This window comes from Acinetobacter sp. SW-226, from assembly GCF_055632855.1.
Genome location: NZ_CM145752.1, coordinates 406,734 through 425,413, shown reverse-complemented (window position 1 = coordinate 425,413; position 18,680 = coordinate 406,734). Strand labels below are relative to the sequence as shown.

The following is an 18,680-nucleotide window of genomic DNA, read 5'->3' as shown; positions in this document are numbered from 1 at the left end:
TTTAAGCATATTTCCCACAAAATGTGTCAATACGGGTCAAAATAAACAAATTGTTAAACAATAAGACATAAAAAAGACCGGTGAAACACCGGTCTTTTTTTAAGAACAACTGAATAGTTCTACGAAATTATTTAACTTCGCGATCTACTAGTTCAACGTAAGCCATCGGCGCAGCATCACCTGCACGGAAGCCCGCTTTAAGAACACGTAGATAACCGCCGTTACGTTCTTTGTAACGAGGGCCAAGAACGGTAAATAATTTACCAACAGTTGCTGCTGAACGAGTACGAGCAAACGCTAAGCGACGGTTTGCAACAGTATCGTTTTTAGCTAAAGTGATTAAAGGCTCAGCTACACGACGTAACTCTTTTGCTTTAGGCACAGTTGTTTTGATCAACTCGTGCTCAAACAAAGAGTTAGCCATGTTTTGAAACATCGCTTTACGATGGCTGCTGGTACGGCCTAATTTCACACCACTATTACGATGACGCATGGTGATAGTCCTACTTAATTAACGGCTACGATAGGCGAAACGATCGTCCATACGGAGACTAGCTGGTGGCCAGTTCTCTAAACGCATGCCGAGTTGTAAGCCTTTTGAAGCCAGAACATCTTTGATCTCAGTAAGCGATTTTTTACCAAGGTTAGGAGTTTTGAGTAACTCAACCTCAGTGCGCTGTACTAGATCACCAATGTAGTAAATGTTTTCTGCTTTCAAACAGTTAGCAGAACGAACAGTAAGCTCTAGATCATCTACTGGACGAAGCAAAATTGGATCAACTTCTTCACGAGGTTCTTGAGCAACAGGAGCTTGATCTTTCTGAAGATCAACAAAAATTGCAATTTGTTGTTGCAAGATTGTTGCCGCTTTGCGGATCGCTTCTTCTGGATCAACTGTACCATTGGTCTCAAGATCAATGACCAATTTATCAAGGTCTGTACGTTGTTCTACACGAGCGTTTTCCACTGTGTAAGACACACGTTTGATTGGGCTATAAGAAGCATCTAACTGTAAGCGACCTACAGGGCGAGTTTCGCCTTCCGGGAAACGCGAGTCAGAAGTTTCATAACCACGACCTTGAGAAACTTTCAAGCGCATTTTTAATGAGCCTGAAGCACTTAAAGTACCGATCAAATGTTCAGGGTTAACCACTTCAACATTATGAGGTAAACGAAGGTCAGCGGCAGTTACGTCGCCAGGACCTTGTTTCTCTAATGTCAAATAAGCTTCATTTTGATCGAACAGCTTAATAGACAATCCTTTTAGGTTCAGCAAGAGCTCGACGATGTCCTGCTGCAAGCCTTCCAAAGTACTGTACTCGTGCTCGACACCTTCAATCTCAACTTCAACCACAGCAGCGCCAGGCAAAGAAGAAAGAAGGATGCGACGTAAAGCATTGCCCAGAGTATGACCAAAGCCACGCTCTAAGGGTTCTAGAATAACTTTTGCCGAGGTCCCGCTAACCGCTTCGACCTTGATCGCTTGCGGAGTTAGAAACTCATTTGCAGTACGCGTCATTATTGCTACCTCAAGGATTATTTAGAATACAATTCTACAATCAAGCTTTCGTTGATTTCAGCAGGTAAATCTGAACGATCTGGTGCAGCTTTGAACGTACCTTCCAACTTAGAATGGTCAATTTCCATCCAAGCAGGGATACCACGTTGTGCAGCTAATTCAACTGCGTTTTTGATACGCAATTGTTGTTTAGCACCTTCATGTACAGCAATTACATCACCAGCTTTAACTTGGATTGACGCGATGTTAACACGACGGCCATTCAAAGTGATTGAGCGGTGAGATACTAACTGACGAGCTTCTGCGCGTGTAGAACCAAAACCCATGCGATAAACGACGTTATCAAGACGGCTTTCAAGCAATTTCAACAAGTTTTCACCTGTTGCGCCTTTAACACGAGCAGCTTCTTTATAGTAATTACTAAATTGACGCTCTAAAACACCGTACATACGACGTACTTTTTGTTTTTCACGTAATTGTAGTGAATACTCAGATTGTTTACCACCACGAGCTCCGCCATGTTGGCCAGGAGCTTTAGCAGCTTTTTTAGTTTTGACGTCAAATGGTTTAACGCCAGATTTTAATTGCAGGTCTGTCCCTTCGCGGCGAGAGAGTTTGCATTTTGGACCAATATAACGAGCCATGAATGTTTCTCCTTACACGCGACGTTTTTTAGGTGGACGGCAACCGTTGTGCGGGATTGGCGTCACATCGGTAATGCTGTTAATTTTATAACCCACTGCACCTAAAGCACGAACCGCAGACTCACGACCAGGACCAGGACCTTTTACAAGGACGTCCAAGTTTTTCAAACCGTAATCTAAAGCAGCTTTACCAGCAACTTCAGCAGCTACCTGAGCAGCAAACGGAGTTGATTTACGTGATCCACGGAAGCCTTGTCCACCAGAGGTAGCCCAAGCCAGTGCATTACCTTGACGATCGGTAATAGTCACAATGGTGTTATTAAAAGAAGCGTGAATGTGTGCAACACCTTCAGAGACGGTACGAGTGACCTTCTTGCGTGCGCGAGTATCTTTAGCCATCTTTTAGCTTCCAGAAATCTTATTTCTTAATAGGTTTGCGCGGACCTTTACGGGTACGTGCGTTAGTTTTGGTGCGTTGACCACGGACAGGCAAGCTGCGACGATGACGAAGACCGCGGTAGCAGCCTAAATCCATTAAACGTTTAATGTTCATGGAAATTTCGCGACGTAAATCACCTTCGGTTGGAACCTTAGCAACTTCTGCACGAATCGCATCAAGCTGAGCGTCATCTAATTCACGGATCTTAGTAGTAGTAGCGATGCCTGCAGCAGCTAAGATGTTCTTAGCAGTGTGGCGACCAATACCAAAGATGTACGTTAGAGAGATAACAGCATGCTTGTTATCCGGAATGTTTACACCGGCAATACGAGCCATTCAATTTTCTCCAAAAAGGCAGTTAAGACAATCAACCGCCCCACAAAAATCTTGAGGGGCGGATAATAACCTAATTAGCCTACTGAAATCAACAGGTCTTGATCAGATTAACCTTGACGCTGCTTATGACGAGGTTCTGCGCTACAAATTACGCGAATAACCCCATTACGACGGATAACTTTACAGCTACCACAAATTTTCTTTACAGAAGCTTGTACTTTCATGATGAAACCTCAAGTGCGCTTATCCCTTAGGATGAGCAGTCGTTTTTCTCATTAACGTTTGATTATCGTACTGATGCGAGGTGAGATGTGCTTGCAGCTGAGCCATAAAGTCCATCACTACCACCACAACAATCAGCAAAGATGTTCCACCTAAAGAAAATGGAATACCAAATGAGCTTTGTAAAATCATCGGCATTAAGCAAATGATGGTGATATAAATCGCACCAATAAATGTCAAACGGTTAAGAATATGATCTAAGTAACGAGCAGTTTGCTCACCTGGACGAATACCAGGTACATAAGCCCCGCTGCGTTTCAAGTTTTCCGATACTTCTTTCGGGCTAAATACAAGCGCTGTATAAAAGTAACAGAAAAAGATAATTAACGCACCAAAGAGCACCAAATACAACGGCTGACCAGGCGAAAGCACCAATGCCAAATCTTGCAAACTACGTTTGATAATACCCGCATTCGGATCTGCACTACCCACCCATTGCCCTAAGCTCGCAGGGAACAAAAGCAATGAACTTGCGAAAATCGCTGGGATCACACCCGCCATATTAATTTTTAATGGCAAATGCGACTGTTGTGCAGTAAACACACGACGTCCTTGTTGTTTTTGAGCATAGTTTACTGGAATACGACGTTGCGCCTTCTCAATAAACACAATTGCAGCTAATACAGCCAGAGATAACACACCAAAAATAACCAAGCCGATTAGACTGGTTTGACCATTATCTACTGATGATAGTGATTGCAGAATCAAATTCGGCAATCCTGCAACAATACCGGCGAAGATGATCATGGAAATACCATTCCCCACCCCACGTTCGGTAATTTGCTCACCCAACCACATCAAGAACATTGTACCTGCAACCAAAGAGGTTACAGCTGGTACGTAGAAAGCCAGACCTGCAGTTAAGGTAATGCCTTGACTGATCAGACCAGCACACATCCCAATTGCCTGCACAAGTGCAAGGAACAATGTACCTTGTCGCGTATACTGATTAATCTTACGCTTGCCTTGTTCGCCTTCTTTTTTTAAAGCTTCCAGCGAAGGAATAACTGTAGACATTAACTGCACGATAATCGATGCAGAAATGTACGGCATGATCCCAAGAGCAAGAATGGACATACGCTCTAATGCACCACCTGAAAACATGTTAAACAAACCAAGGATCGTGCCTTGGTTTGCATTAAAAAGATTTTCAAGTGCGGCATTATTAATGCCTGGTACTGGAATATGTGCTCCTAGTCGAAAAACCAATAATGCACCGATGAGAAACATCATACGGCGTATAATTTCACGGTATTTCACATGAAATGGCTGGCCTTTCATCATATTGACATGACCTGAAGAACTAGGAGACATAGACACTAGCGATTACTCCTCGACTTTACCGCCAGCAGCTTCAACAGCAGCTTTAGCGCCTTTAGTCACAGCAACACCTTGAACAGTGAATGCACGAGTAATTTCACCAGAAAGTACGATACGAGCACGTAACATATCTTTACGTACAACGTTTGCAGCTTTTAAAGTTTCTAGGCTAACGATGTCGCCTTCAACTTTAGTAAGCTCAGATAAACGTACTTCAGCAGTTTTTAAAGCGATTTGGCTAGTGAAACCGAATTTAGGTAAACGACGATATAACGCAGTTTGACCACCTTCAAAGCCCGGACGAGTACCACCGCTCTTACGTGAATTTTGACCTTTGACACCACGGCCACCAGTCTTACCAACGCCAGAACCGATACCACGGCCTAGACGACGATTTTCACGTTTTGCACCTTCAGCAGGTGCAAGCTCATTTAAACGCAGAGTCATGGCTTATTCCTCTACACTAACCATATAGTAGACTTGGTTGATCATACCACGGTTAGAAGGCGTATCTTGCACTTCTACAGTATGACCAATACGACGCAGACCTAAACCTTTAAGGCTAAGCTTGTGATTTTTCAAGCGATGCGATGAAGATTTAGTCTGGGTAACTTTAATCGTTTTCATGATTGATTACCCTTGAATTTGTTCTACTGTAAGACCACGTTTCGCAGCAACCTTCTCAGGAGAAGTCATATCACGCAGACCATTAAAAGTCGCGTTTACTACGTTCGCAGCGTTAGTAGAACCATAACATTTTGTTAATACGTTACGTACGCCAACAGCTTCTAGAACTGCACGCATAGCACCACCAGCGATTACACCAGTACCTTCAGAAGCAGGCTGCATGTAAACACGGCTTGCACCGTGACGCGCGTTAATAGGGTGTTGTACAGTACCGTTAACAAGGTCAACAGTAATCATGTTGCGACGAGCAGCTTCAAGTGCTTTAGAAATAGCAGCTGGAACTTCACGTGCTTTACCACGACCAAAACCTACACGACCATTACCATCACCTACCACAGTTAGTGCTGTGAAAGAGAAGATACGACCACCCTTAACAACTTTGGCTACACGATCAACGGCAACCAGCTTTTCAACAAGACCTTCGTTTTGTTCAACTTTAGCCATGATTAGAACTCCAAGCCGTTTTCACGAGCAGCATCAGCCAAGGCTTTGATACGACCATGATATTTGAAACCAGAACGGTCAAATGCAACCTTAGTAACACCAGCTGCTTTAGCGCGTTCTGCGATTAAAGCACCTACTTTAGTAGCTGCTTCAACGTTACCAGTTGTACCAGCACGTAAAGTAGCATCTAAAGTTGAAGCTTGCGCTAAAACTTTGCCACCATCTGCTGAGATAACTTGAGCATAGATGTGACGCGGAGTGCGGTTTACACACAAACGAGTCGCACCCAATGCACGAATGTGCAAGCGTGTGCTTTTCGCACGACGCAAACGGGATTGTTTCTTTTCGTTCATAAGAACCTCGCGCCTTATTTCTTCTTAGCTTCTTTACGAAGTACAACTTCGTCAGAATAACGAACACCTTTACCTTTATAAGGCTCTGGTGGACGGTAACCACGGATATCTGCAGCAACTTGACCTAAACGTGCTTTATCAGCAGATTTAAGAATAATTTCAGTTGCTGTAGGAGTTTCAGCAGTTACACCTTCAGGAAGCGTATAGTCGATCGGGTGAGAGAAACCAAGGTTAAGGTTAACAATGTTACCTTTAACCGCAGCTTTATAACCAACACCGATAAGTTGTAACTTACGTTCGAAGCCTTCGCTCACACCTTTTACAAGGTTGTTAAGCACAGCGCGAGCAGTACCAGCTTGCATCCAAGCGTCTTTCGACTCAGCTTTTGGAGCAATCGCTAGAATACCGTCTTCCTGTTTAAGCTCGACCAGCGCATGCAGGGTGAAAGACAAAGTACCTTTGCTACCTTTCACTTCGACCTGCCGGCCGTTCTGAGTAACTGTTACACCGTTAGGTACAGTTACTGGGGCTTTAGCCACACGAGACATGAGGAATCACCTATTAAGAAACAAAAGCAATAACTTCACCACCGATACCTGCAGCACGTGCAGCGCGATCAGTCATGATGCCTTTGCTTGTAGAAACAATTGCAATACCTAAACCTTGCTTAACGCTTGGAAGTGCATCTTTACCGCGATACTGACGTAGACCAGGACGGCTTACGCGTTTCACAGTTTCGATAACTGGTTTGCCTTCGAAATACTTTAAAGTCAAAGTAAGCGTCGCTTTGCCTTCAGCATCAGCAACTTCTACATTTGAAATGTAACCCTCTTGTTGAAGAACATTTGCAATCGCAACCTTCAACTTAGAGTTTGGCATAGAAACAGTTTGCTTCTTCGCCATTTGTGCGTTACGAACACGAGTTAACATGTCGGCAACGGTATCTTGCATACTCATCTATAGTGCTCCTTACCAGCTTGCCTTAACAACGCCCGGTACATCACCTTGCATTACTGTATCGCGTAATTTGTTACGGCTTAAACCGAACTTACGGAAGTAACCATGAGGACGACCAGTTAAACCACAACGGTTACGTAAACGTACTGGAGATGCATTACGTGGTAATGCTTGTAATTTCATCATCGCTTCGAAACGCTCTTCGTCGCTTGCATTTACGTTTGCAATAACAGCTTTTAATTCAGCACGTTTTGCAGCGTATTTAGCAACAGTAGCTTCGCGTTTCAATTCGCGATTAATCATACTTTTCTTAGCCATATCGACCTCTTATTTGAACGGGAAGCCGAATGCACGCATAAGCGCACGGCCTTCGTCATCGGTGCGAGCAGTCGTAGTGATGGTAATATCCATACCACGAATACGATCAATCTTATCAAAATCGATTTCAGGGAACATAATTTGTTCCTTAAGACCCATTGAGTAGTTACCACGACCATCAAATGATTTCGAAGAGAAACCACGGAAGTCACGGATACGAGGGATCGCAATCGAGATCAAACGGTCTAAGAATTCGTACATACGTTCGCCGCGTAAAGTAACTTTACAACCAATCGGCCAACCATCACGGATTTTGAAACCCGCGATTGATTTACGAGCTAATGTAAGAACTGGTTTTTGACCAGCGATAGCTTGCATATCAGCAAGAGCACCATCAAGGAGTTTTTTGTCAGCAGCAGCTGCGCCAACACCCATGTTGATCGTGATTTTAGTAATGCGAGGAATATCCATCACATTTTTAACGCCTAAAGTCTCTTGTAATTGAGCCTTAAGTTCGTCGTTGTAACGCGTTTTAAGTCTGGCCATTGCCTTTTCAACCTATTACTTCGCTACCGCCACTGATTCACCATTTGATTTATAAACACGAGTTTTCGCGCCATCAATCACTTGGTAACCAACACGGTCAGCCTTTTGGGTTGTAGCATTAAAAATTGCCACGTTAGAAATATGAAGCGAAGCTTCCTGTGTAACGACAGCGCCTTCAGCACCTGTTGCACGGTTTGGCTTTTGATGCTTCTTAACCAAGTTAAGGCCTTCAACCATAACACGGTCATTTGAAACAGACAGAACAGTACCCTGTTTGCCTTTTTCTTTACCTGCGATCACAATTACTTGATCGCCTTTTTTAATCTTAGCCATGATTGCCTCTTATAGAACTTCAGGAGCCAGTGAAATAATTTTCATGAACTGTTCAGTACGAAGTTCACGAGTCACTGGTCCGAAAATACGAGTTGCAATCGGCGCTTTGTTGTTGTTCAAAATAACAGCAGCGTTATCGTCGAAACGAATCACTGAACCGTCTGGACGACGGATACCGAATTTTGTACGTACAACTACAGCATTCATCACGTCACCTTTTTTAACACGTGCGCGTGGAATAGCTTCTTTTACAGTAACTTTAATAATGTCGCCAACAGAAGCATAACGACGATGTGAACCACCAAGTACTTTAATACATTGTACGCGGCGAGCACCACTATTGTCTGCTACGTCTAGCATACTTTCGGTTTGAATCATTGCCCTACTCCAAAACCGAGCATCACCGGTCACAATTTCGAAAGGCTCAAAGAGTACTCGAAATTAACCGATGATGCAACAGATACGTCTAATTACTCAGCAGCAGCTTCAACAACTTCAACTAGAGTCCAAGACTTAGTTTTAGAAATTGGGCGGCTTTCTTTGATAGTCACAACGTCGCCAGTTTTAGCTGTGTTGTTCTCATCGTGAGCGTGTAATTTAGTTGAACGGCGGATTGATTTGCCATACAACGGGTGTTGAACGCGGCGTTCGATAAGTACTACGATAGACTTGTCCATCTTGTCGCTTACTACTTTGCCGGTTAACGTGCGAACTGTTTGTTCACTCATTGTCCGTTCCCCTGTTTTTCGGTAAGGAGTGTCTTGATACGAGCAATTGTCTTACGAGTAAGCGCAACTTCATGCGATTTACCCAATTGACCAGTTGCTTTTGCCATACGAAGACGGAATTGGTTTAGCTGTTGCTCATCAAGCAAAGCTGTCAACTCTTCTACCGACTTTTCACGTAGATCTTTAGTTTTCATTACATTACCGTCCGAGTCACGATAGTGGTTTTAAACGGAAGTTTAGCAGCTGCAAGCGTAAACGCTTCGCGAGCCAATTCTTCGTTAACACCATCAATTTCGTACAAGACTTTACCTGGTTTGATTTGGCAAACCCAGTATTCCACAGAACCTTTACCTTTACCCATACGCACTTCAAGAGGCTTAGAAGTAATCGGCTTGTCTGGGAAAACACGGATAAAGATCTTACCACCACGTTTAATACGACGGCTGATTGTACGACGCGCTGCTTCAATTTGACGAGCAGTCATTTGACCACGCTCAACAGATTTAAGTGCGATTGTACCAAAAGATACTGAGCTACCGCGGTGAGCTAGACCAGTGTTACGGCCTTTCTGCACTTTACGGAATTTAGTACGTTTAGGTTGTAACATGGATTATTCTCCTTTTTCAGCAGAACGATCATTGCGACGACCACGACGCTCTTGACCTTCACCACGACCACGACCGCGTTTAGCTGGACGTTCTTCAGCTGGAGCTGGGTTCATGACTTGTTTCATGCCACCCAAGATCTCACCACGGAAGATCCAAACTTTAACACCAATGGTACCGTAAGTCGTTTCAGCACGCATAGTTGCATAGTCGATGTCTGCACGAAGTGTATGCAAAGGTACACGACCCTCACGATACCATTCAGTACGAGCAATCTCAGCACCACCTAAACGGCCTGATACTTCAACTTTAATACCTTTAGCACCAGCACGCATTGTGTTTTGAACCGCACGCTTCATAGCACGACGGAACATTACACGTTTTTCTAATTGAGAAGCGATTGCTTCAGCAACTAAACGAGCGTCTAAGTCTGGGCGATCAATTTCATTGATACTTACTTGCGCTGGAATACCCATAATCTGAGTAAGTTCACGCTGTAATTTCTCAATATCTTCGCCTTTTTTACCGATCACGATACCAGGACGTGCAGTGCTAATTGTTACTTTAGCAGCGCCCGTAGGACGTTCGATAAGAATATTGCTGATCATCGCATTCTTAAGTTTTTTAGTTAAAAACTCACGAACTTGAAGATCTTTAAGCAAGTATTCAGCGTATTGTTTCGGACTCGCATACCAGTTGGCGTTATGACGTTTTACAACACCAAGGCGGATACCGATTGGATGAACCTTCTGACCCATATCAAACCCCTACCTTAACGGTAATGTGACAAGTACGCTTAGTAATACGATCTGCACGGCCTTTAGCACGTGGCATAATACGCTTAAGGCTAGTGCCTTCATCAACGTAAATCGTAGTAACCTTAAGGTCGTCTACATCTAAACTGTTATTGTGTTCAGCGTTTGCAATCGCAGATTCCAATGCTTTTTTAACCAAAACTGCAGCTTTTTTGTTGCTAAAGTTAAGAATATTAAGCGCGTGAGCAACAGATTTGCCACGGATTAGGTCTGCAACCAAACGAGTTTTTTGTGCCGAGATAGCGGCACCGCGTAATTTAGCAGTAACTTCCATCATAGCACCTTAACGTTTAGATTTCTTGTCAACACCGTGACCACGATAGGTACGAGTTGGCGCGAATTCACCAAGTTTGTGACCAACCATATGTTCAGATACGATCACTGGAACATGGTTACGGCCATTATGTACAGAAATTGTTAAACCAACAAAATCTGGGAGGATCATCGAACGACGCGACCAAGTTTTGATCGGCTTACGGTTATTAGCCGCGATAGCCGCTTCAACCTTAGCGAACAAGTGCGCATCGACGAATGGGCCTTTTTTCAGAGAACGAGGCATTGTCAGATTCCTTTACTTGTTACTTAACGCGACGGTCGCGAATAATCATCTTAGTCGTACGCTTATTGGTACGTGTTTTGTACCCTTTAGCTTTTTGACCCCATGGGCTTACAGGTTGAATACCTTTGCTACGACCTTCACCACCACCGTGCGGGTGATCTACTGGGTTCATCGCCATACCACGAACGGTAGGACGAACGCCACGCCAGCGTGCTGCACCTGCTTTACCAAGTGAACGAAGGTTGCTTTCTTGGTTAGAAACTTCACCAAGAACTGCACGGCACTCAACGTGAATTTTACGCATTTCACCAGAACGTAAACGAACGATGGCGTAAGAACCGTCACGACCCAACAACTGAACTGAAGTACCAGCAGAACGAGCTAATTGCGCGCCTTTACCAATTTTAAGTTCAATGTTGTGAAGAGTAGAACCGATAGGCATGTTGCGAAGCGGTAAACAGTTACCTGGACGAATTGGTGCATCGTTACCAGATTGAACTTTATCGCCAGCGCGAAGGCCTTTAGGCGCGATGATGTAGCGACGCTCACCATCAGCATACAATACTAGTGCAATGTGTGCTGTACGGTTAGGATCGTATTCAATACGCTCTACAGTTGCAGGAATACCATCTTTGTTACGTTTGAAGTCAACTAGACGATAGTGCTGCTTGTGACCGCCACCAACGTGACGAGTCGTGATGTGACCGTTGTTATTACGACCACCAGTACGTTTTTTAGCTTCAACCAACGGAGCATAAGGCGCGCCTTTGTGAAGATGGTCGTGAACGACTTTCTCTACAAAGCGACGTCCAGGAGACGTTGGCTTACATTTTTGAATTGGCATAATTCTCGTCCTTATTCCGCTGCGCTTTCAGCGGTATCGCCCAAGTCAGCCATTTCAACATCTTGGCCAGCTTTCAGGGTGACGTATGCTTTTTTAACATCAGAACGACGTCCTAATGTTTTACCAAAGCGTTTAGTCTTACCTTTAGTGATCGTTGTGTTAACTTTAACAACTTGAACACCAAACAATTGCTCAACCGCTTTTTTGATTTCAAGTTTGTTTGCATCAAGTGCAACTTTAAAAACTTGAACACCAGCAGTTTCGCCTAAAACTTGTGCTTTTTCTGAGAATACAGGTCCTTGTAGGACTTGATAGATACGTTCGTTGTTCATCCGAGTTCTACCTCAATTTTCTTAGCAGCAGCTACAGACATAACAACTTTATCGAACGCGATCAAGCTAACAGGATCGATAGCAGCAGCATCAACCACATCAACGTGTGGAATGTTGCGCGCTGCAAGGTATAGATTCTCATCTACAGCTTCTGTAACGATCAATGCGCGAGTAGCATTCAAGTCGTTAAGTTTTGCAAGCAACTCTTTAGTTTTTGGAGCAGCAACAGCAAACTCTTCAACTAATACTAGACGATCTTGGCGAACAAGTTCAGCTAAGATACATTGCATTGCACCGCGGTACATTTTGCGGTTAACTTTTTGAGACCAATCTTGTGGGCGAGCAGCAAAAGTTTTACCACCACCTACCCAGATTGGGCTACGAATAGAACCCGCACGAGCGCGACCAGTACCTTTTTGACGGAATGGCTTTTTACCACCGCCAGAAACGTCTGCGCGTGATTTCTGAGCTTTTGAACCTTGACGGCCACCAGCTAAATAAGCGGTAACAACTTGGTGTACAAGAGCTTCATTGAATTCACGACCGAACGCAACTTCTGATAATTCAACAGCAGAGCCGGAAACAGTATTTAAATTCACGTTATTTCCCCTCAGGCCTTGATCGTAGGACGAACAGTTACGTCACCGCCAGTAGCGCCAGGAATCGCACCTTTTACTACTAAAACTGAACGTTCTGCGTCGATAGATACAATTTCTAGACCCTGTACAGTTACGCGTTCAGCACCTAAATGGCCAGCCATTTTTTTGCCTTTGAATACGCGACCAGGAGTCTGGTTTTGACCTGTAGAACCTAGAACACGGTGAGAAACTGAGTTACCGTGAGTTGCGTCTTGCGTACGGAAGTTCCAACGCTTAACACCACCTTGGAAACCTTTACCTTTCGACTGACCAGTTACGTCAACAACTTGACCCACTGTAAACAAGTCTACACCGATAGTTCCACCAACTTCACGACCTTCAAGATCAGCTTCTGTTGCACGGAATTCTTGAACTAAACGACCAGCAGCAACACCCGCTTTAGCGAAGTGACCTTTCTGAGCGTTAGTTACGCGAGATTCGCGACGTTCACCAGTAGTGATTTGAATCGCTTGATAACCATCAGTTTCAAGCGTTTTGATTTGAGTGATGCGGTTAGGATCAACCTCAATCACTGTAACAGGCACAGAAACACCAGCATCTGTAAAGATACGTGTCATACCGCACTTGCGACCGACTAAACCAATAGCCATGTGCATAAACCTCTAAAAAAGCGGCCTAATTAACTTAGAGCGTTAATTAACCCGAAAGCCTTAACCCAATGCGATCTGAACATCAACACCAGCTGCAAGATCCAACTTCATCAATGCATCTACAGTTTTGTCTGTAGGTTGAACGATGTCGATCAAACGTTTGTAAGTGCGGATCTCGTATTGGTCACGCGCATCTTTATTAACGTGTGGTGATGTTAAAACGTTAAAACGTTCAATGCGTGTAGGCATTGGAATTGGACCACAAACCTGTGCGCCAGTACGTTTTGCTGTTTCTACGATTTCTTGAGCTGATTGATCAATTAGACGGTGATCAAAAGACTTAAGACGGATACGAATTCTCTGGTTAGACATACCAGTAAACTCCAAGCCAAATATATAAAGAATCACTCTTGACGCATCTCACCCCACTATTTAAGGTAAGTGTCAAGAGCAGTGAAATATCACTAAGGTCATGATCGATGCCACGACTGTCACGATGTTAACTACTTTATTCGTAGCCAACCCCCTTTCATTAAAGGGTCGCTCATTATAGCCATTGTTTAATGCATAAGCAAATTGATTTTCGAGTTTTTACAATATTTTCAATTTGTTTGCATTTTCAGTAGCTTAAAAAATCATCAATATATTGTTTGTCGGAGCACATATTCAATAGCCCTATTAAGAATCTGATTTCCTTCAATAAAATTTAATTTAGGTGTTTTTTTCAATTCTGTTTCTGCGGTGACATAACGCCCTGAAAATTTACTCAACTCATCATCATTCTCTAAAAATAAGTCTAATGTTTCAGGTGTGATTTCTGGGTGAAACTGAAAACCCAATACGTTTTTGCCAATTTGGTACATTTGATTACGACAGATGGTATTTTCTGCCAAATGAATAGCTCCTTTAGGAATTTCAAACGTTTCGCTATGCCATTGCATTACATTAAATTGTTCGGGTAGCTCAAAACATTCTATTGGCACATGTTGAATTTTCCGTACTGTTGTCCAACCTAGTTCCTGTTGTTCATTTCGACTCACAGCAGCCCCAAGTGCATTTGCAATCAACTGCCCCCCTAAGCATAGCCCAATGACAGGTTTACCTGATGCCAAATACCGACGTAACCAACGTTTTTCTATCTTTAGCCATGGATAATTTACTTCATCATTAACGCTCATTGTTCCCCCCATAATGATAAGTAAATCCACATCTTCAATGTTGGGTAAAGCTTCAATTTCCAGAGCCTGATCAACGGGTAATGCAAAAAACTCCGTTGCACTTATAACAGCACCTTGCTTTTTCAAATATTCATAACAACTACCGAACCCTTCACCAGCAATATGCTGAAAATAATGTACTTTTAAATGCGACTTCATGCGCTTAAGCCTTCTTTTATGCTATCTCTTCAGATGGTTTAGCAAAATTGAAGCCAACTTTTTTATTTTGCTGAGCTTTACTTACATTTACTCAATTTTCTAGCCTATTTCATCACTTTCTCTTAAGCTAAAACAATTTAGCGCTTTATGTTGAGTCGATTCGTGAAGAAAAATCCGCAAACCGCTTTAATCCATGCACCAAGACAAGCCCCGCAATCCATTTCAACCATTCAACCTCCCCTCTATCGTGCATCAACGATCATTTTTAAAAATACCGATGCACTATTTAATCGCCATTGGACAGATGAATATGATTACAGTTATGGCACCCATGGCACTCCTACCACATTCACATTGGGCGATAACATTGCACAAATTGAAGGGGGTAAATATTGCTTACTGGCACCCAGTGGTTTATCCGCCATTAATCTAGTCAATTCATGTTTTCTCAGTCAGGGTGATGAAGTTTGGGTGGCAGACAATATTTATGGTCCGAACATGGAGCATCTGCGCAATCTGGAAAAGCGCTATGACATTACGGTCAAAGTCTATAACGCCATTGATGTGAACTCATTTCAACCAACGGAAAAAACAAAACTAATCTGGTTAGAGGCAGCAGGCTCAGTCACCTTAGAGTTTCCCGATTTAGTTGGACTTGTTAAAAAGGCAGAAGCACATAACATACTCACCGCTTTGGATAATACTTGGGGAGCAGGTCTTGCCTTTAATGCTTTTGATTTTAGTGATGCACATTTAAGTGTCGATATGACCGTACATGCCCTAACCAAGTACCCCAGCGGTGGCGGTGATATCTTGATGGGTTCTGTGGTCACACGTAAGCAACATTTGCACCATCAATTATTTCGAATGCATGCCATTCAAGGTATTTGTGTATCGGGAGATGATGTTGCTCAAGTGCAGCGCAGTCTGGCCTCGATGCGTGTTCGCTATGCCGCACAGTCTCAAAGTGCAATACAACTCCTCACTTGGCTAAAGCAACGACCTGAATTTGTACAAGTTTTACACCCAGCAGATCCGAATACTGCAGGTCACTCCTTCTGGAAAGATATTTGCATAGAACAACACAGTGCAGGTTTGGTCAGTGTGATTTTTAAACCAGAGTTTAACTTACAAGATGTTCGTCATTTTTGTGATGCCTTGTCTTTGTTTAAACTGGGTTTTAGCTGGGGTGGTCCCGTCAGTTTAGTGATGCTCTATGATCTCAAAGACATGCGTCTGCTTGAACATACACATTTACAACAAGGTTTATTGGTTCGCTTTTGTATAGGACTGGAACATCCTAACGATTTAATTCAAGATATAGAAAACGCACTAAAACAATTGAATAGCCATCACAAGAAAACCGAATAGGAAGAAATATGAGTACACCGATTATCATTGCAAAAAAAACCAGTGATACCCAACAAGACGTGGTTCTACATTCAAAATTTGCTAACCGCCATGGCTTAATTGCTGGTGCAACAGGGACAGGCAAAACCATCACTTTAAAAGTATTAGCTGAAAGTTTTTCACGACTCGGTGTACCCGTGTTTCTCGCTGATGCCAAAGGTGATGTTTCAAGCTTAGCCCAAGCAGGAACAGCCAATGCTAAGTTTGATGAACGCATCAAAAGCTTAGGTATTGATAGTATTCCGTTTGCCGCATCCCCTGTAGTGTTTTGGGATTTATTTGCTGAACAAGGTCATCCTATTCGTACAACAATTACAGAAATTGGCCCATTACTTCTAGCGCGCATGCTGAATTTAAATGATACTCAGGAAGGTGTCCTTTCTGCGGTGTTTCGTATTGCGGATGATCAAGGTCTACTATTGATCGACTTTAAAGACTTAAAAGCCATGATTAGCTATGTCAGCGAACATGCTGCTGAGTTTAAAGCAGAATATGGCAATCTATCGCCTGCTAGTCTTGGTGCCATTCAGCGCAATTTACTGGCTCTAGCCGACCAAGGTGGTGATCAATTCTTTGGTGAACCTAGCTTAAATATTCTCGACTTTATTCAAACCGACAGTAATGGACACGGCTATATCAATATTTTAGCTGCAGACAAGCTGATGAATACGCCGAAGTTGTATGCAACCTTTTTATTGTGGATGCTCTCCGAACTGTTTGAACAGCTCCCTGAAGTGGGTGATATGGACAAGCCTAAACTGGTGTTCTTCTTTGATGAAGCGCATTTATTGTTTGATAATGCCAGTGCAGCACTACAAGAAAAAATTGAACAGGTGGTCCGTCTAATTCGATCTAAAGGTGTGGGGATCTACTTTGTCACCCAAAATCCTCTTGATTTACCCGAAAGCGTTTTGGGGCAGTTGGGTAACCGTATTCAGCATGCGTTGCGTGCTTTCACCCCAAAAGACCAAAAGGCTGTAAAAACAGCAGCAGATACCTTCCGTGCCAATCCTGAATTTAAGGTTGAACAAGCCATTACCGAACTAGCTGTCGGGGAAGCGCTGATTAGCTGCCTTGATGAGCAAGGTACACCGCAAATTGTAGAACGTGCATGGGTCATGCCTCCCTACTCATCGTTCAGCCCGATTAGCCCTGAACAACGTCAGGTCTTAATCTCACAAAGTATTGTCGCTGGCATTTATGAGAAAACATTAGACCGCGAAAGTGCCTTTGAATTGTTACAAAACAAAGTCGCTGAACGCCAACAACAAGCGGTACAGATAGAGCAAGAAAAACAACAAGCCAAAGAACAAGAGCAGCTCGCAAAACAACAAGCCAAAGAAGCGGAAGCAATTGCCAAACAACAAGCGCGTGAACAGGAGCGTGTTGCCAAAGAACAGCAAAAAGAAGCTGAGCGCTCAGCTAAACAGCGTGAGAAGCTAATTCAAGACACAGTCGGAACCTTTGCCAAAAGTGCAGCACGTAGTCTGGGTGGCAGTACTGGACAGAAAATTATGCGTGGTATTTTAGGGTCTATTTTTGGTAAGTAATGCGCGCCTAACTGCTTACAACCTTCATTCAACGTCACCAATTTTTGGTGACGTTTTTTATGTACGACGATTAAATACTCCATTACAACATGACGTCATCTGCATATAACTTGGCATGATCGGATGTCAGAAAGCTGGACTCAATCACTAAAATTCAATCATCAAGTTAGATCAACAAAGTATTGAGGATAGTGAAATGAATAAAGCCCAAGAACAAGTGGTATTAATTACAGGCGCATCATCAGGCATGGGTAGAGCATTTACACGCGCCTTATTACAACAAGGCGCCCTCGTATATGCTGTAGCACGTCGTCTTGAAGCAATGAATGAGCTAAAAATACTCGGCGCTCGTACATTAAAAATGGACATCAGCCGATCTGAAGATATTCATCAAGTCATCCAACAGATTGAACGAGAAACCCAAGGTGTCGATATCCTGATTAACTGTGCAGGATTTGGCTTATACGGTGCCATGGAAGATACGTCGATTGCAGACGCCCGCTATCAATTTGAAGTGAATCTGTTTGGCATGGCTGAATTGACCCAACAAGTTTTGCCCGCCATGCGCCAAAAAAATAAAGGGCGCATCATCAACATCTCCTCTATGGGTGGCAAAATTTATACGCCGCTCGGCAGTTGGTATCATGCCAGTAAACATGCTGTTGAAGGCTGGTCAGATTGCCTACGTCTAGAGCTGAAAGCTTTTAATATTGATGTGGTTGTGATCGAACCCGGTGCGATTAATACTGAATTTGCCGACGTCATGCTCCAACCCATGCTCTCACGTTCAGGTACAGGTGCTTATGCCCACATGGCGCAATCGGTTGCCCATGCTACCAATGAATCGGTGCGTAAAGGTGAGCTCTCAGATGTACAAGTCGTGGTCGATATGTTGATAAAAGCCGTTAATGCAAAGCAACCAAAGACCCGATATGTGGGTGGCAAGTATGCCAAACTCATGATTTTTGTGCGCAAATGGTTTGGGGATCGTATTTTCGATATGATGGTCATGTCAGTCGTTAAATAAAGCCAGC

Annotated in this window: 31 protein-coding genes and 1 pseudogene; 3 read left to right on the top strand and 29 right to left on the bottom strand. The window is 43.4% G+C overall.

Annotation, left to right across the window (positions count from 1 at the left end; all coding sequences use genetic code 11):
* Positions 1-127: 127 nt before the first annotated feature.
* The 29 genes and pseudogenes from rplQ to ACZ8ZH_RS01905 form a co-directional block, all read right to left on the bottom strand.
* On the bottom strand, positions 128-493 hold the full coding sequence (gene rplQ / locus ACZ8ZH_RS02045) for a 50S ribosomal protein L17 (RefSeq protein ID WP_004691290.1): 366 nt from the start codon (positions 491-493) through the stop codon (positions 128-130).
* An 18-nt stretch (positions 494-511) separates the two neighbouring features.
* On the bottom strand, positions 512-1,519 hold the full coding sequence (locus tag ACZ8ZH_RS02040) for a DNA-directed RNA polymerase subunit alpha (RefSeq protein ID WP_004691292.1): 1,008 nt from the start codon (positions 1,517-1,519) through the stop codon (positions 512-514).
* A gap of 17 nt (positions 1,520-1,536) precedes the next feature.
* Positions 1,537-2,163, bottom strand: coding sequence for a 30S ribosomal protein S4 (gene rpsD, locus ACZ8ZH_RS02035; RefSeq protein ID WP_086208947.1), 627 nt, complete (start codon positions 2,161-2,163; stop codon positions 1,537-1,539).
* Positions 2,164-2,175: 12 nt separating this feature from the next.
* Positions 2,176-2,562 carry a 30S ribosomal protein S11 gene (rpsK, locus tag ACZ8ZH_RS02030; RefSeq protein WP_004281491.1) on the bottom strand — a complete coding sequence of 129 codons (387 nt, stop codon included), beginning with the start codon at positions 2,560-2,562 and terminating at the stop codon, positions 2,176-2,178.
* A 19-nt stretch (positions 2,563-2,581) separates the two neighbouring features.
* Positions 2,582-2,938, bottom strand: coding sequence for a 30S ribosomal protein S13 (gene rpsM, locus ACZ8ZH_RS02025; RefSeq protein ID WP_005012957.1), 357 nt, complete (start codon positions 2,936-2,938; stop codon positions 2,582-2,584).
* 107 nt (positions 2,939-3,045) lie between these two features.
* Positions 3,046-3,162 (bottom strand): 50S ribosomal protein L36, encoded by a 117-nt coding sequence (rpmJ, locus tag ACZ8ZH_RS02020; protein ID WP_000867907.1) that lies wholly within the window; start codon positions 3,160-3,162, stop codon positions 3,046-3,048.
* A 19-nt stretch (positions 3,163-3,181) separates the two neighbouring features.
* Positions 3,182-4,501 (bottom strand): preprotein translocase subunit SecY, encoded by a 1,320-nt coding sequence (gene secY / locus ACZ8ZH_RS02015; protein ID WP_171264445.1) that lies wholly within the window; start codon positions 4,499-4,501, stop codon positions 3,182-3,184.
* A 45-nt stretch (positions 4,502-4,546) separates the two neighbouring features.
* Positions 4,547-4,987 (bottom strand): 50S ribosomal protein L15, encoded by a 441-nt coding sequence (gene rplO / locus ACZ8ZH_RS02010; RefSeq protein WP_004691300.1) that lies wholly within the window; start codon positions 4,985-4,987, stop codon positions 4,547-4,549.
* A 3-nt stretch (positions 4,988-4,990) separates the two neighbouring features.
* A complete protein-coding gene (gene rpmD, locus ACZ8ZH_RS02005) occupies positions 4,991-5,167 on the bottom strand; it encodes a 50S ribosomal protein L30 (protein ID WP_005012961.1) in 177 nt (58 codons plus the stop codon).
* 6 nt (positions 5,168-5,173) lie between these two features.
* Positions 5,174-5,671, bottom strand: coding sequence for a 30S ribosomal protein S5 (gene rpsE, locus ACZ8ZH_RS02000; RefSeq protein ID WP_004691304.1), 498 nt, complete (start codon positions 5,669-5,671; stop codon positions 5,174-5,176).
* A gap of 2 nt (positions 5,672-5,673) precedes the next feature.
* Positions 5,674-6,024 carry a 50S ribosomal protein L18 gene (gene rplR, locus ACZ8ZH_RS01995; RefSeq protein WP_004650473.1) on the bottom strand — a complete coding sequence of 117 codons (351 nt, stop codon included), beginning with the start codon at positions 6,022-6,024 and terminating at the stop codon, positions 5,674-5,676.
* 14 nt (positions 6,025-6,038) lie between these two features.
* Positions 6,039-6,572: a 50S ribosomal protein L6 gene (gene rplF / locus ACZ8ZH_RS01990; protein ID WP_086208949.1), complete on the bottom strand. Its 534-nt coding sequence runs from the start codon at positions 6,570-6,572 to the stop codon at positions 6,039-6,041.
* A gap of 13 nt (positions 6,573-6,585) precedes the next feature.
* On the bottom strand, positions 6,586-6,981 hold the full coding sequence (gene rpsH / locus ACZ8ZH_RS01985) for a 30S ribosomal protein S8 (RefSeq protein ID WP_004691308.1): 396 nt from the start codon (positions 6,979-6,981) through the stop codon (positions 6,586-6,588).
* Positions 6,982-6,993: 12 nt separating this feature from the next.
* The gene (gene rpsN, locus ACZ8ZH_RS01980; protein ID WP_005180266.1) at positions 6,994-7,299 is read right to left on the bottom strand and encodes a 30S ribosomal protein S14; all 306 of its coding nucleotides are present in this window, start codon (positions 7,297-7,299) and stop codon (positions 6,994-6,996) included.
* Positions 7,300-7,308: 9 nt separating this feature from the next.
* The gene (gene rplE / locus ACZ8ZH_RS01975; protein WP_086208950.1) at positions 7,309-7,845 is read right to left on the bottom strand and encodes a 50S ribosomal protein L5; all 537 of its coding nucleotides are present in this window, start codon (positions 7,843-7,845) and stop codon (positions 7,309-7,311) included.
* A 15-nt stretch (positions 7,846-7,860) separates the two neighbouring features.
* Positions 7,861-8,178 carry a 50S ribosomal protein L24 gene (gene rplX / locus ACZ8ZH_RS01970; RefSeq protein ID WP_086208951.1) on the bottom strand — a complete coding sequence of 106 codons (318 nt, stop codon included), beginning with the start codon at positions 8,176-8,178 and terminating at the stop codon, positions 7,861-7,863.
* A 9-nt stretch (positions 8,179-8,187) separates the two neighbouring features.
* The gene (gene rplN / locus ACZ8ZH_RS01965; RefSeq protein ID WP_004657680.1) at positions 8,188-8,556 is read right to left on the bottom strand and encodes a 50S ribosomal protein L14; all 369 of its coding nucleotides are present in this window, start codon (positions 8,554-8,556) and stop codon (positions 8,188-8,190) included.
* Positions 8,557-8,648: 92 nt separating this feature from the next.
* A complete protein-coding gene (gene rpsQ / locus ACZ8ZH_RS01960) occupies positions 8,649-8,906 on the bottom strand; it encodes a 30S ribosomal protein S17 (RefSeq protein ID WP_004691314.1) in 258 nt (85 codons plus the stop codon).
* Positions 8,903-9,100, bottom strand: coding sequence for a 50S ribosomal protein L29 (gene rpmC / locus ACZ8ZH_RS01955; protein ID WP_004650482.1), 198 nt, complete (start codon positions 9,098-9,100; stop codon positions 8,903-8,905). Before rpmC ends, rpsQ begins: the two co-directional genes overlap by 4 nt.
* The gene (gene rplP, locus ACZ8ZH_RS01950; protein ID WP_004691317.1) at positions 9,100-9,513 is read right to left on the bottom strand and encodes a 50S ribosomal protein L16; all 414 of its coding nucleotides are present in this window, start codon (positions 9,511-9,513) and stop codon (positions 9,100-9,102) included. The genes rpmC and rplP overlap by 1 nt, the downstream gene beginning before the upstream one ends.
* A pseudogene (rpsC, locus tag ACZ8ZH_RS01945) lies at positions 9,453-10,269 on the bottom strand (30S ribosomal protein S3). The gene rplP and the pseudogene rpsC overlap by 61 nt, the downstream one beginning before the upstream one ends.
* 1 nt (position 10,270) lies before the next feature.
* The gene (gene rplV, locus ACZ8ZH_RS01940) at positions 10,271-10,600 is read right to left on the bottom strand and encodes a 50S ribosomal protein L22 (RefSeq protein WP_004691320.1); all 330 of its coding nucleotides are present in this window, start codon (positions 10,598-10,600) and stop codon (positions 10,271-10,273) included.
* A gap of 9 nt (positions 10,601-10,609) precedes the next feature.
* A complete protein-coding gene (rpsS, locus tag ACZ8ZH_RS01935; RefSeq protein ID WP_004281508.1) occupies positions 10,610-10,885 on the bottom strand; it encodes a 30S ribosomal protein S19 in 276 nt (91 codons plus the stop codon).
* Positions 10,886-10,904: 19 nt separating this feature from the next.
* Entirely contained in the window at positions 10,905-11,729 is an 825-nt protein-coding gene (rplB, locus tag ACZ8ZH_RS01930) for a 50S ribosomal protein L2 (RefSeq protein ID WP_004691322.1), read from the bottom strand.
* Positions 11,730-11,740: 11 nt separating this feature from the next.
* Positions 11,741-12,061 (bottom strand): 50S ribosomal protein L23, encoded by a 321-nt coding sequence (gene rplW, locus ACZ8ZH_RS01925; protein ID WP_004691323.1) that lies wholly within the window; start codon positions 12,059-12,061, stop codon positions 11,741-11,743.
* Complete coding sequence (gene rplD, locus ACZ8ZH_RS01920) at positions 12,058-12,660, bottom strand: 50S ribosomal protein L4 (protein ID WP_086208953.1); 603 nt, start codon at positions 12,658-12,660, stop codon at positions 12,058-12,060. Before rplD ends, rplW begins: the two co-directional genes overlap by 4 nt.
* Positions 12,661-12,671: 11 nt before the next feature.
* A complete protein-coding gene (gene rplC, locus ACZ8ZH_RS01915; protein WP_086208954.1) occupies positions 12,672-13,310 on the bottom strand; it encodes a 50S ribosomal protein L3 in 639 nt (212 codons plus the stop codon).
* A gap of 60 nt (positions 13,311-13,370) precedes the next feature.
* Positions 13,371-13,682 carry a 30S ribosomal protein S10 gene (gene rpsJ, locus ACZ8ZH_RS01910; protein ID WP_000070912.1) on the bottom strand — a complete coding sequence of 104 codons (312 nt, stop codon included), beginning with the start codon at positions 13,680-13,682 and terminating at the stop codon, positions 13,371-13,373.
* A gap of 266 nt (positions 13,683-13,948) precedes the next feature.
* Positions 13,949-14,686 (bottom strand): type 1 glutamine amidotransferase, encoded by a 738-nt coding sequence (locus ACZ8ZH_RS01905; protein ID WP_086208955.1) that lies wholly within the window; start codon positions 14,684-14,686, stop codon positions 13,949-13,951.
* Between the two features lie 162 nt (positions 14,687-14,848).
* Between ACZ8ZH_RS01905 and ACZ8ZH_RS01900 the strand changes: the two genes are divergently transcribed.
* The 3 genes from ACZ8ZH_RS01900 (at position 14,849) to ACZ8ZH_RS01890 (ending at position 18,673) form a co-directional block, all read left to right on the top strand.
* Positions 14,849-16,057 carry a PLP-dependent transferase gene (locus tag ACZ8ZH_RS01900; protein ID WP_119064790.1) on the top strand — a complete coding sequence of 403 codons (1,209 nt, stop codon included), beginning with the start codon at positions 14,849-14,851 and terminating at the stop codon, positions 16,055-16,057.
* Positions 16,058-16,065: 8 nt separating this feature from the next.
* On the top strand, positions 16,066-17,646 hold the full coding sequence (locus ACZ8ZH_RS01895; RefSeq protein ID WP_119064788.1) for a helicase HerA-like domain-containing protein: 1,581 nt from the start codon (positions 16,066-16,068) through the stop codon (positions 17,644-17,646).
* A 196-nt stretch (positions 17,647-17,842) separates the two neighbouring features.
* On the top strand, positions 17,843-18,673 hold the full coding sequence (locus ACZ8ZH_RS01890) for an oxidoreductase (protein WP_086208958.1): 831 nt from the start codon (positions 17,843-17,845) through the stop codon (positions 18,671-18,673).
* Positions 18,674-18,680 lie beyond the last annotated feature (7 nt).

Bases quoted from the DNA above. Each gene is read 5' to 3' on its own strand.
- secY (WP_171264445.1), bottom strand. From the start codon at position 4,501: ATGAAAGGCCAGCCATTTCATGTGAAATACCGTGAAATTATACGCCGT.
- rpsS (WP_004281508.1), bottom strand. From the start codon at position 10,885: ATGCCTCGTTCTCTGAAAAAAGGCCCATTCGTCGATGCGCACTTGTTC.
- rplP (WP_004691317.1), bottom strand. From the start codon at position 9,513: ATGTTACAACCTAAACGTACTAAATTCCGTAAAGTGCAGAAAGGCCGT.
- rpsM (WP_005012957.1), bottom strand. From the start codon at position 2,938: ATGGCTCGTATTGCCGGTGTAAACATTCCGGATAACAAGCATGCTGTT.
- rplQ (WP_004691290.1), bottom strand. From the start codon at position 493: ATGCGTCATCGTAATAGTGGTGTGAAATTAGGCCGTACCAGCAGCCAT.
- rplF (WP_086208949.1), bottom strand. From the start codon at position 6,572: ATGTCTCGTGTGGCTAAAGCCCCAGTAACTGTACCTAACGGTGTAACA.
- rpsJ (WP_000070912.1), bottom strand. From the start codon at position 13,682: ATGTCTAACCAGAGAATTCGTATCCGTCTTAAGTCTTTTGATCACCGT.
- rplR (WP_004650473.1), bottom strand. From the start codon at position 6,024: ATGAACGAAAAGAAACAATCCCGTTTGCGTCGTGCGAAAAGCACACGC.
- ACZ8ZH_RS01905 (WP_086208955.1), bottom strand. From the start codon at position 14,686: ATGAAGTCGCATTTAAAAGTACATTATTTTCAGCATATTGCTGGTGAA.
- ACZ8ZH_RS01890 (WP_086208958.1), top strand. From the start codon at position 17,843: ATGAATAAAGCCCAAGAACAAGTGGTATTAATTACAGGCGCATCATCA.
- rplO (WP_004691300.1), bottom strand. From the start codon at position 4,987: ATGACTCTGCGTTTAAATGAGCTTGCACCTGCTGAAGGTGCAAAACGT.
- rpmJ (WP_000867907.1), bottom strand. From the start codon at position 3,162: ATGAAAGTACAAGCTTCTGTAAAGAAAATTTGTGGTAGCTGTAAAGTT.
- rplC (WP_086208954.1), bottom strand. From the start codon at position 13,310: ATGGCTATTGGTTTAGTCGGTCGCAAGTGCGGTATGACACGTATCTTT.
- rplX (WP_086208951.1), bottom strand. From the start codon at position 8,178: ATGGCTAAGATTAAAAAAGGCGATCAAGTAATTGTGATCGCAGGTAAA.
- rpsH (WP_004691308.1), bottom strand. From the start codon at position 6,981: ATGAGTATGCAAGATACCGTTGCCGACATGTTAACTCGTGTTCGTAAC.
- rplW (WP_004691323.1), bottom strand. From the start codon at position 12,061: ATGAACAACGAACGTATCTATCAAGTCCTACAAGGACCTGTATTCTCA.
- rplE (WP_086208950.1), bottom strand. From the start codon at position 7,845: ATGGCCAGACTTAAAACGCGTTACAACGACGAACTTAAGGCTCAATTA.
- rplB (WP_004691322.1), bottom strand. From the start codon at position 11,729: ATGCCAATTCAAAAATGTAAGCCAACGTCTCCTGGACGTCGCTTTGTA.
- ACZ8ZH_RS02040 (WP_004691292.1), bottom strand. From the start codon at position 1,519: ATGACGCGTACTGCAAATGAGTTTCTAACTCCGCAAGCGATCAAGGTC.
- rpmC (WP_004650482.1), bottom strand. From the start codon at position 9,100: ATGAAAACTAAAGATCTACGTGAAAAGTCGGTAGAAGAGTTGACAGCT.
- rpmD (WP_005012961.1), bottom strand. From the start codon at position 5,167: ATGAAAACGATTAAAGTTACCCAGACTAAATCTTCATCGCATCGCTTG.
- rpsQ (WP_004691314.1), bottom strand. From the start codon at position 8,906: ATGAGTGAACAAACAGTTCGCACGTTAACCGGCAAAGTAGTAAGCGAC.
- rplN (WP_004657680.1), bottom strand. From the start codon at position 8,556: ATGATTCAAACCGAAAGTATGCTAGACGTAGCAGACAATAGTGGTGCT.
- rpsN (WP_005180266.1), bottom strand. From the start codon at position 7,299: ATGGCTAAGAAAAGTATGATTAATCGCGAATTGAAACGCGAAGCTACT.
- rpsK (WP_004281491.1), bottom strand. From the start codon at position 2,562: ATGGCTAAAGATACTCGCGCACGCAAGAAGGTCACTCGTACCGTCTCT.
- rplV (WP_004691320.1), bottom strand. From the start codon at position 10,600: ATGGAAGTTACTGCTAAATTACGCGGTGCCGCTATCTCGGCACAAAAA.
- rpsE (WP_004691304.1), bottom strand. From the start codon at position 5,671: ATGGCTAAAGTTGAACAAAACGAAGGTCTTGTTGAAAAGCTGGTTGCC.
- rpsD (WP_086208947.1), bottom strand. From the start codon at position 2,163: ATGGCTCGTTATATTGGTCCAAAATGCAAACTCTCTCGCCGCGAAGGG.
- ACZ8ZH_RS01895 (WP_119064788.1), top strand. From the start codon at position 16,066: ATGAGTACACCGATTATCATTGCAAAAAAAACCAGTGATACCCAACAA.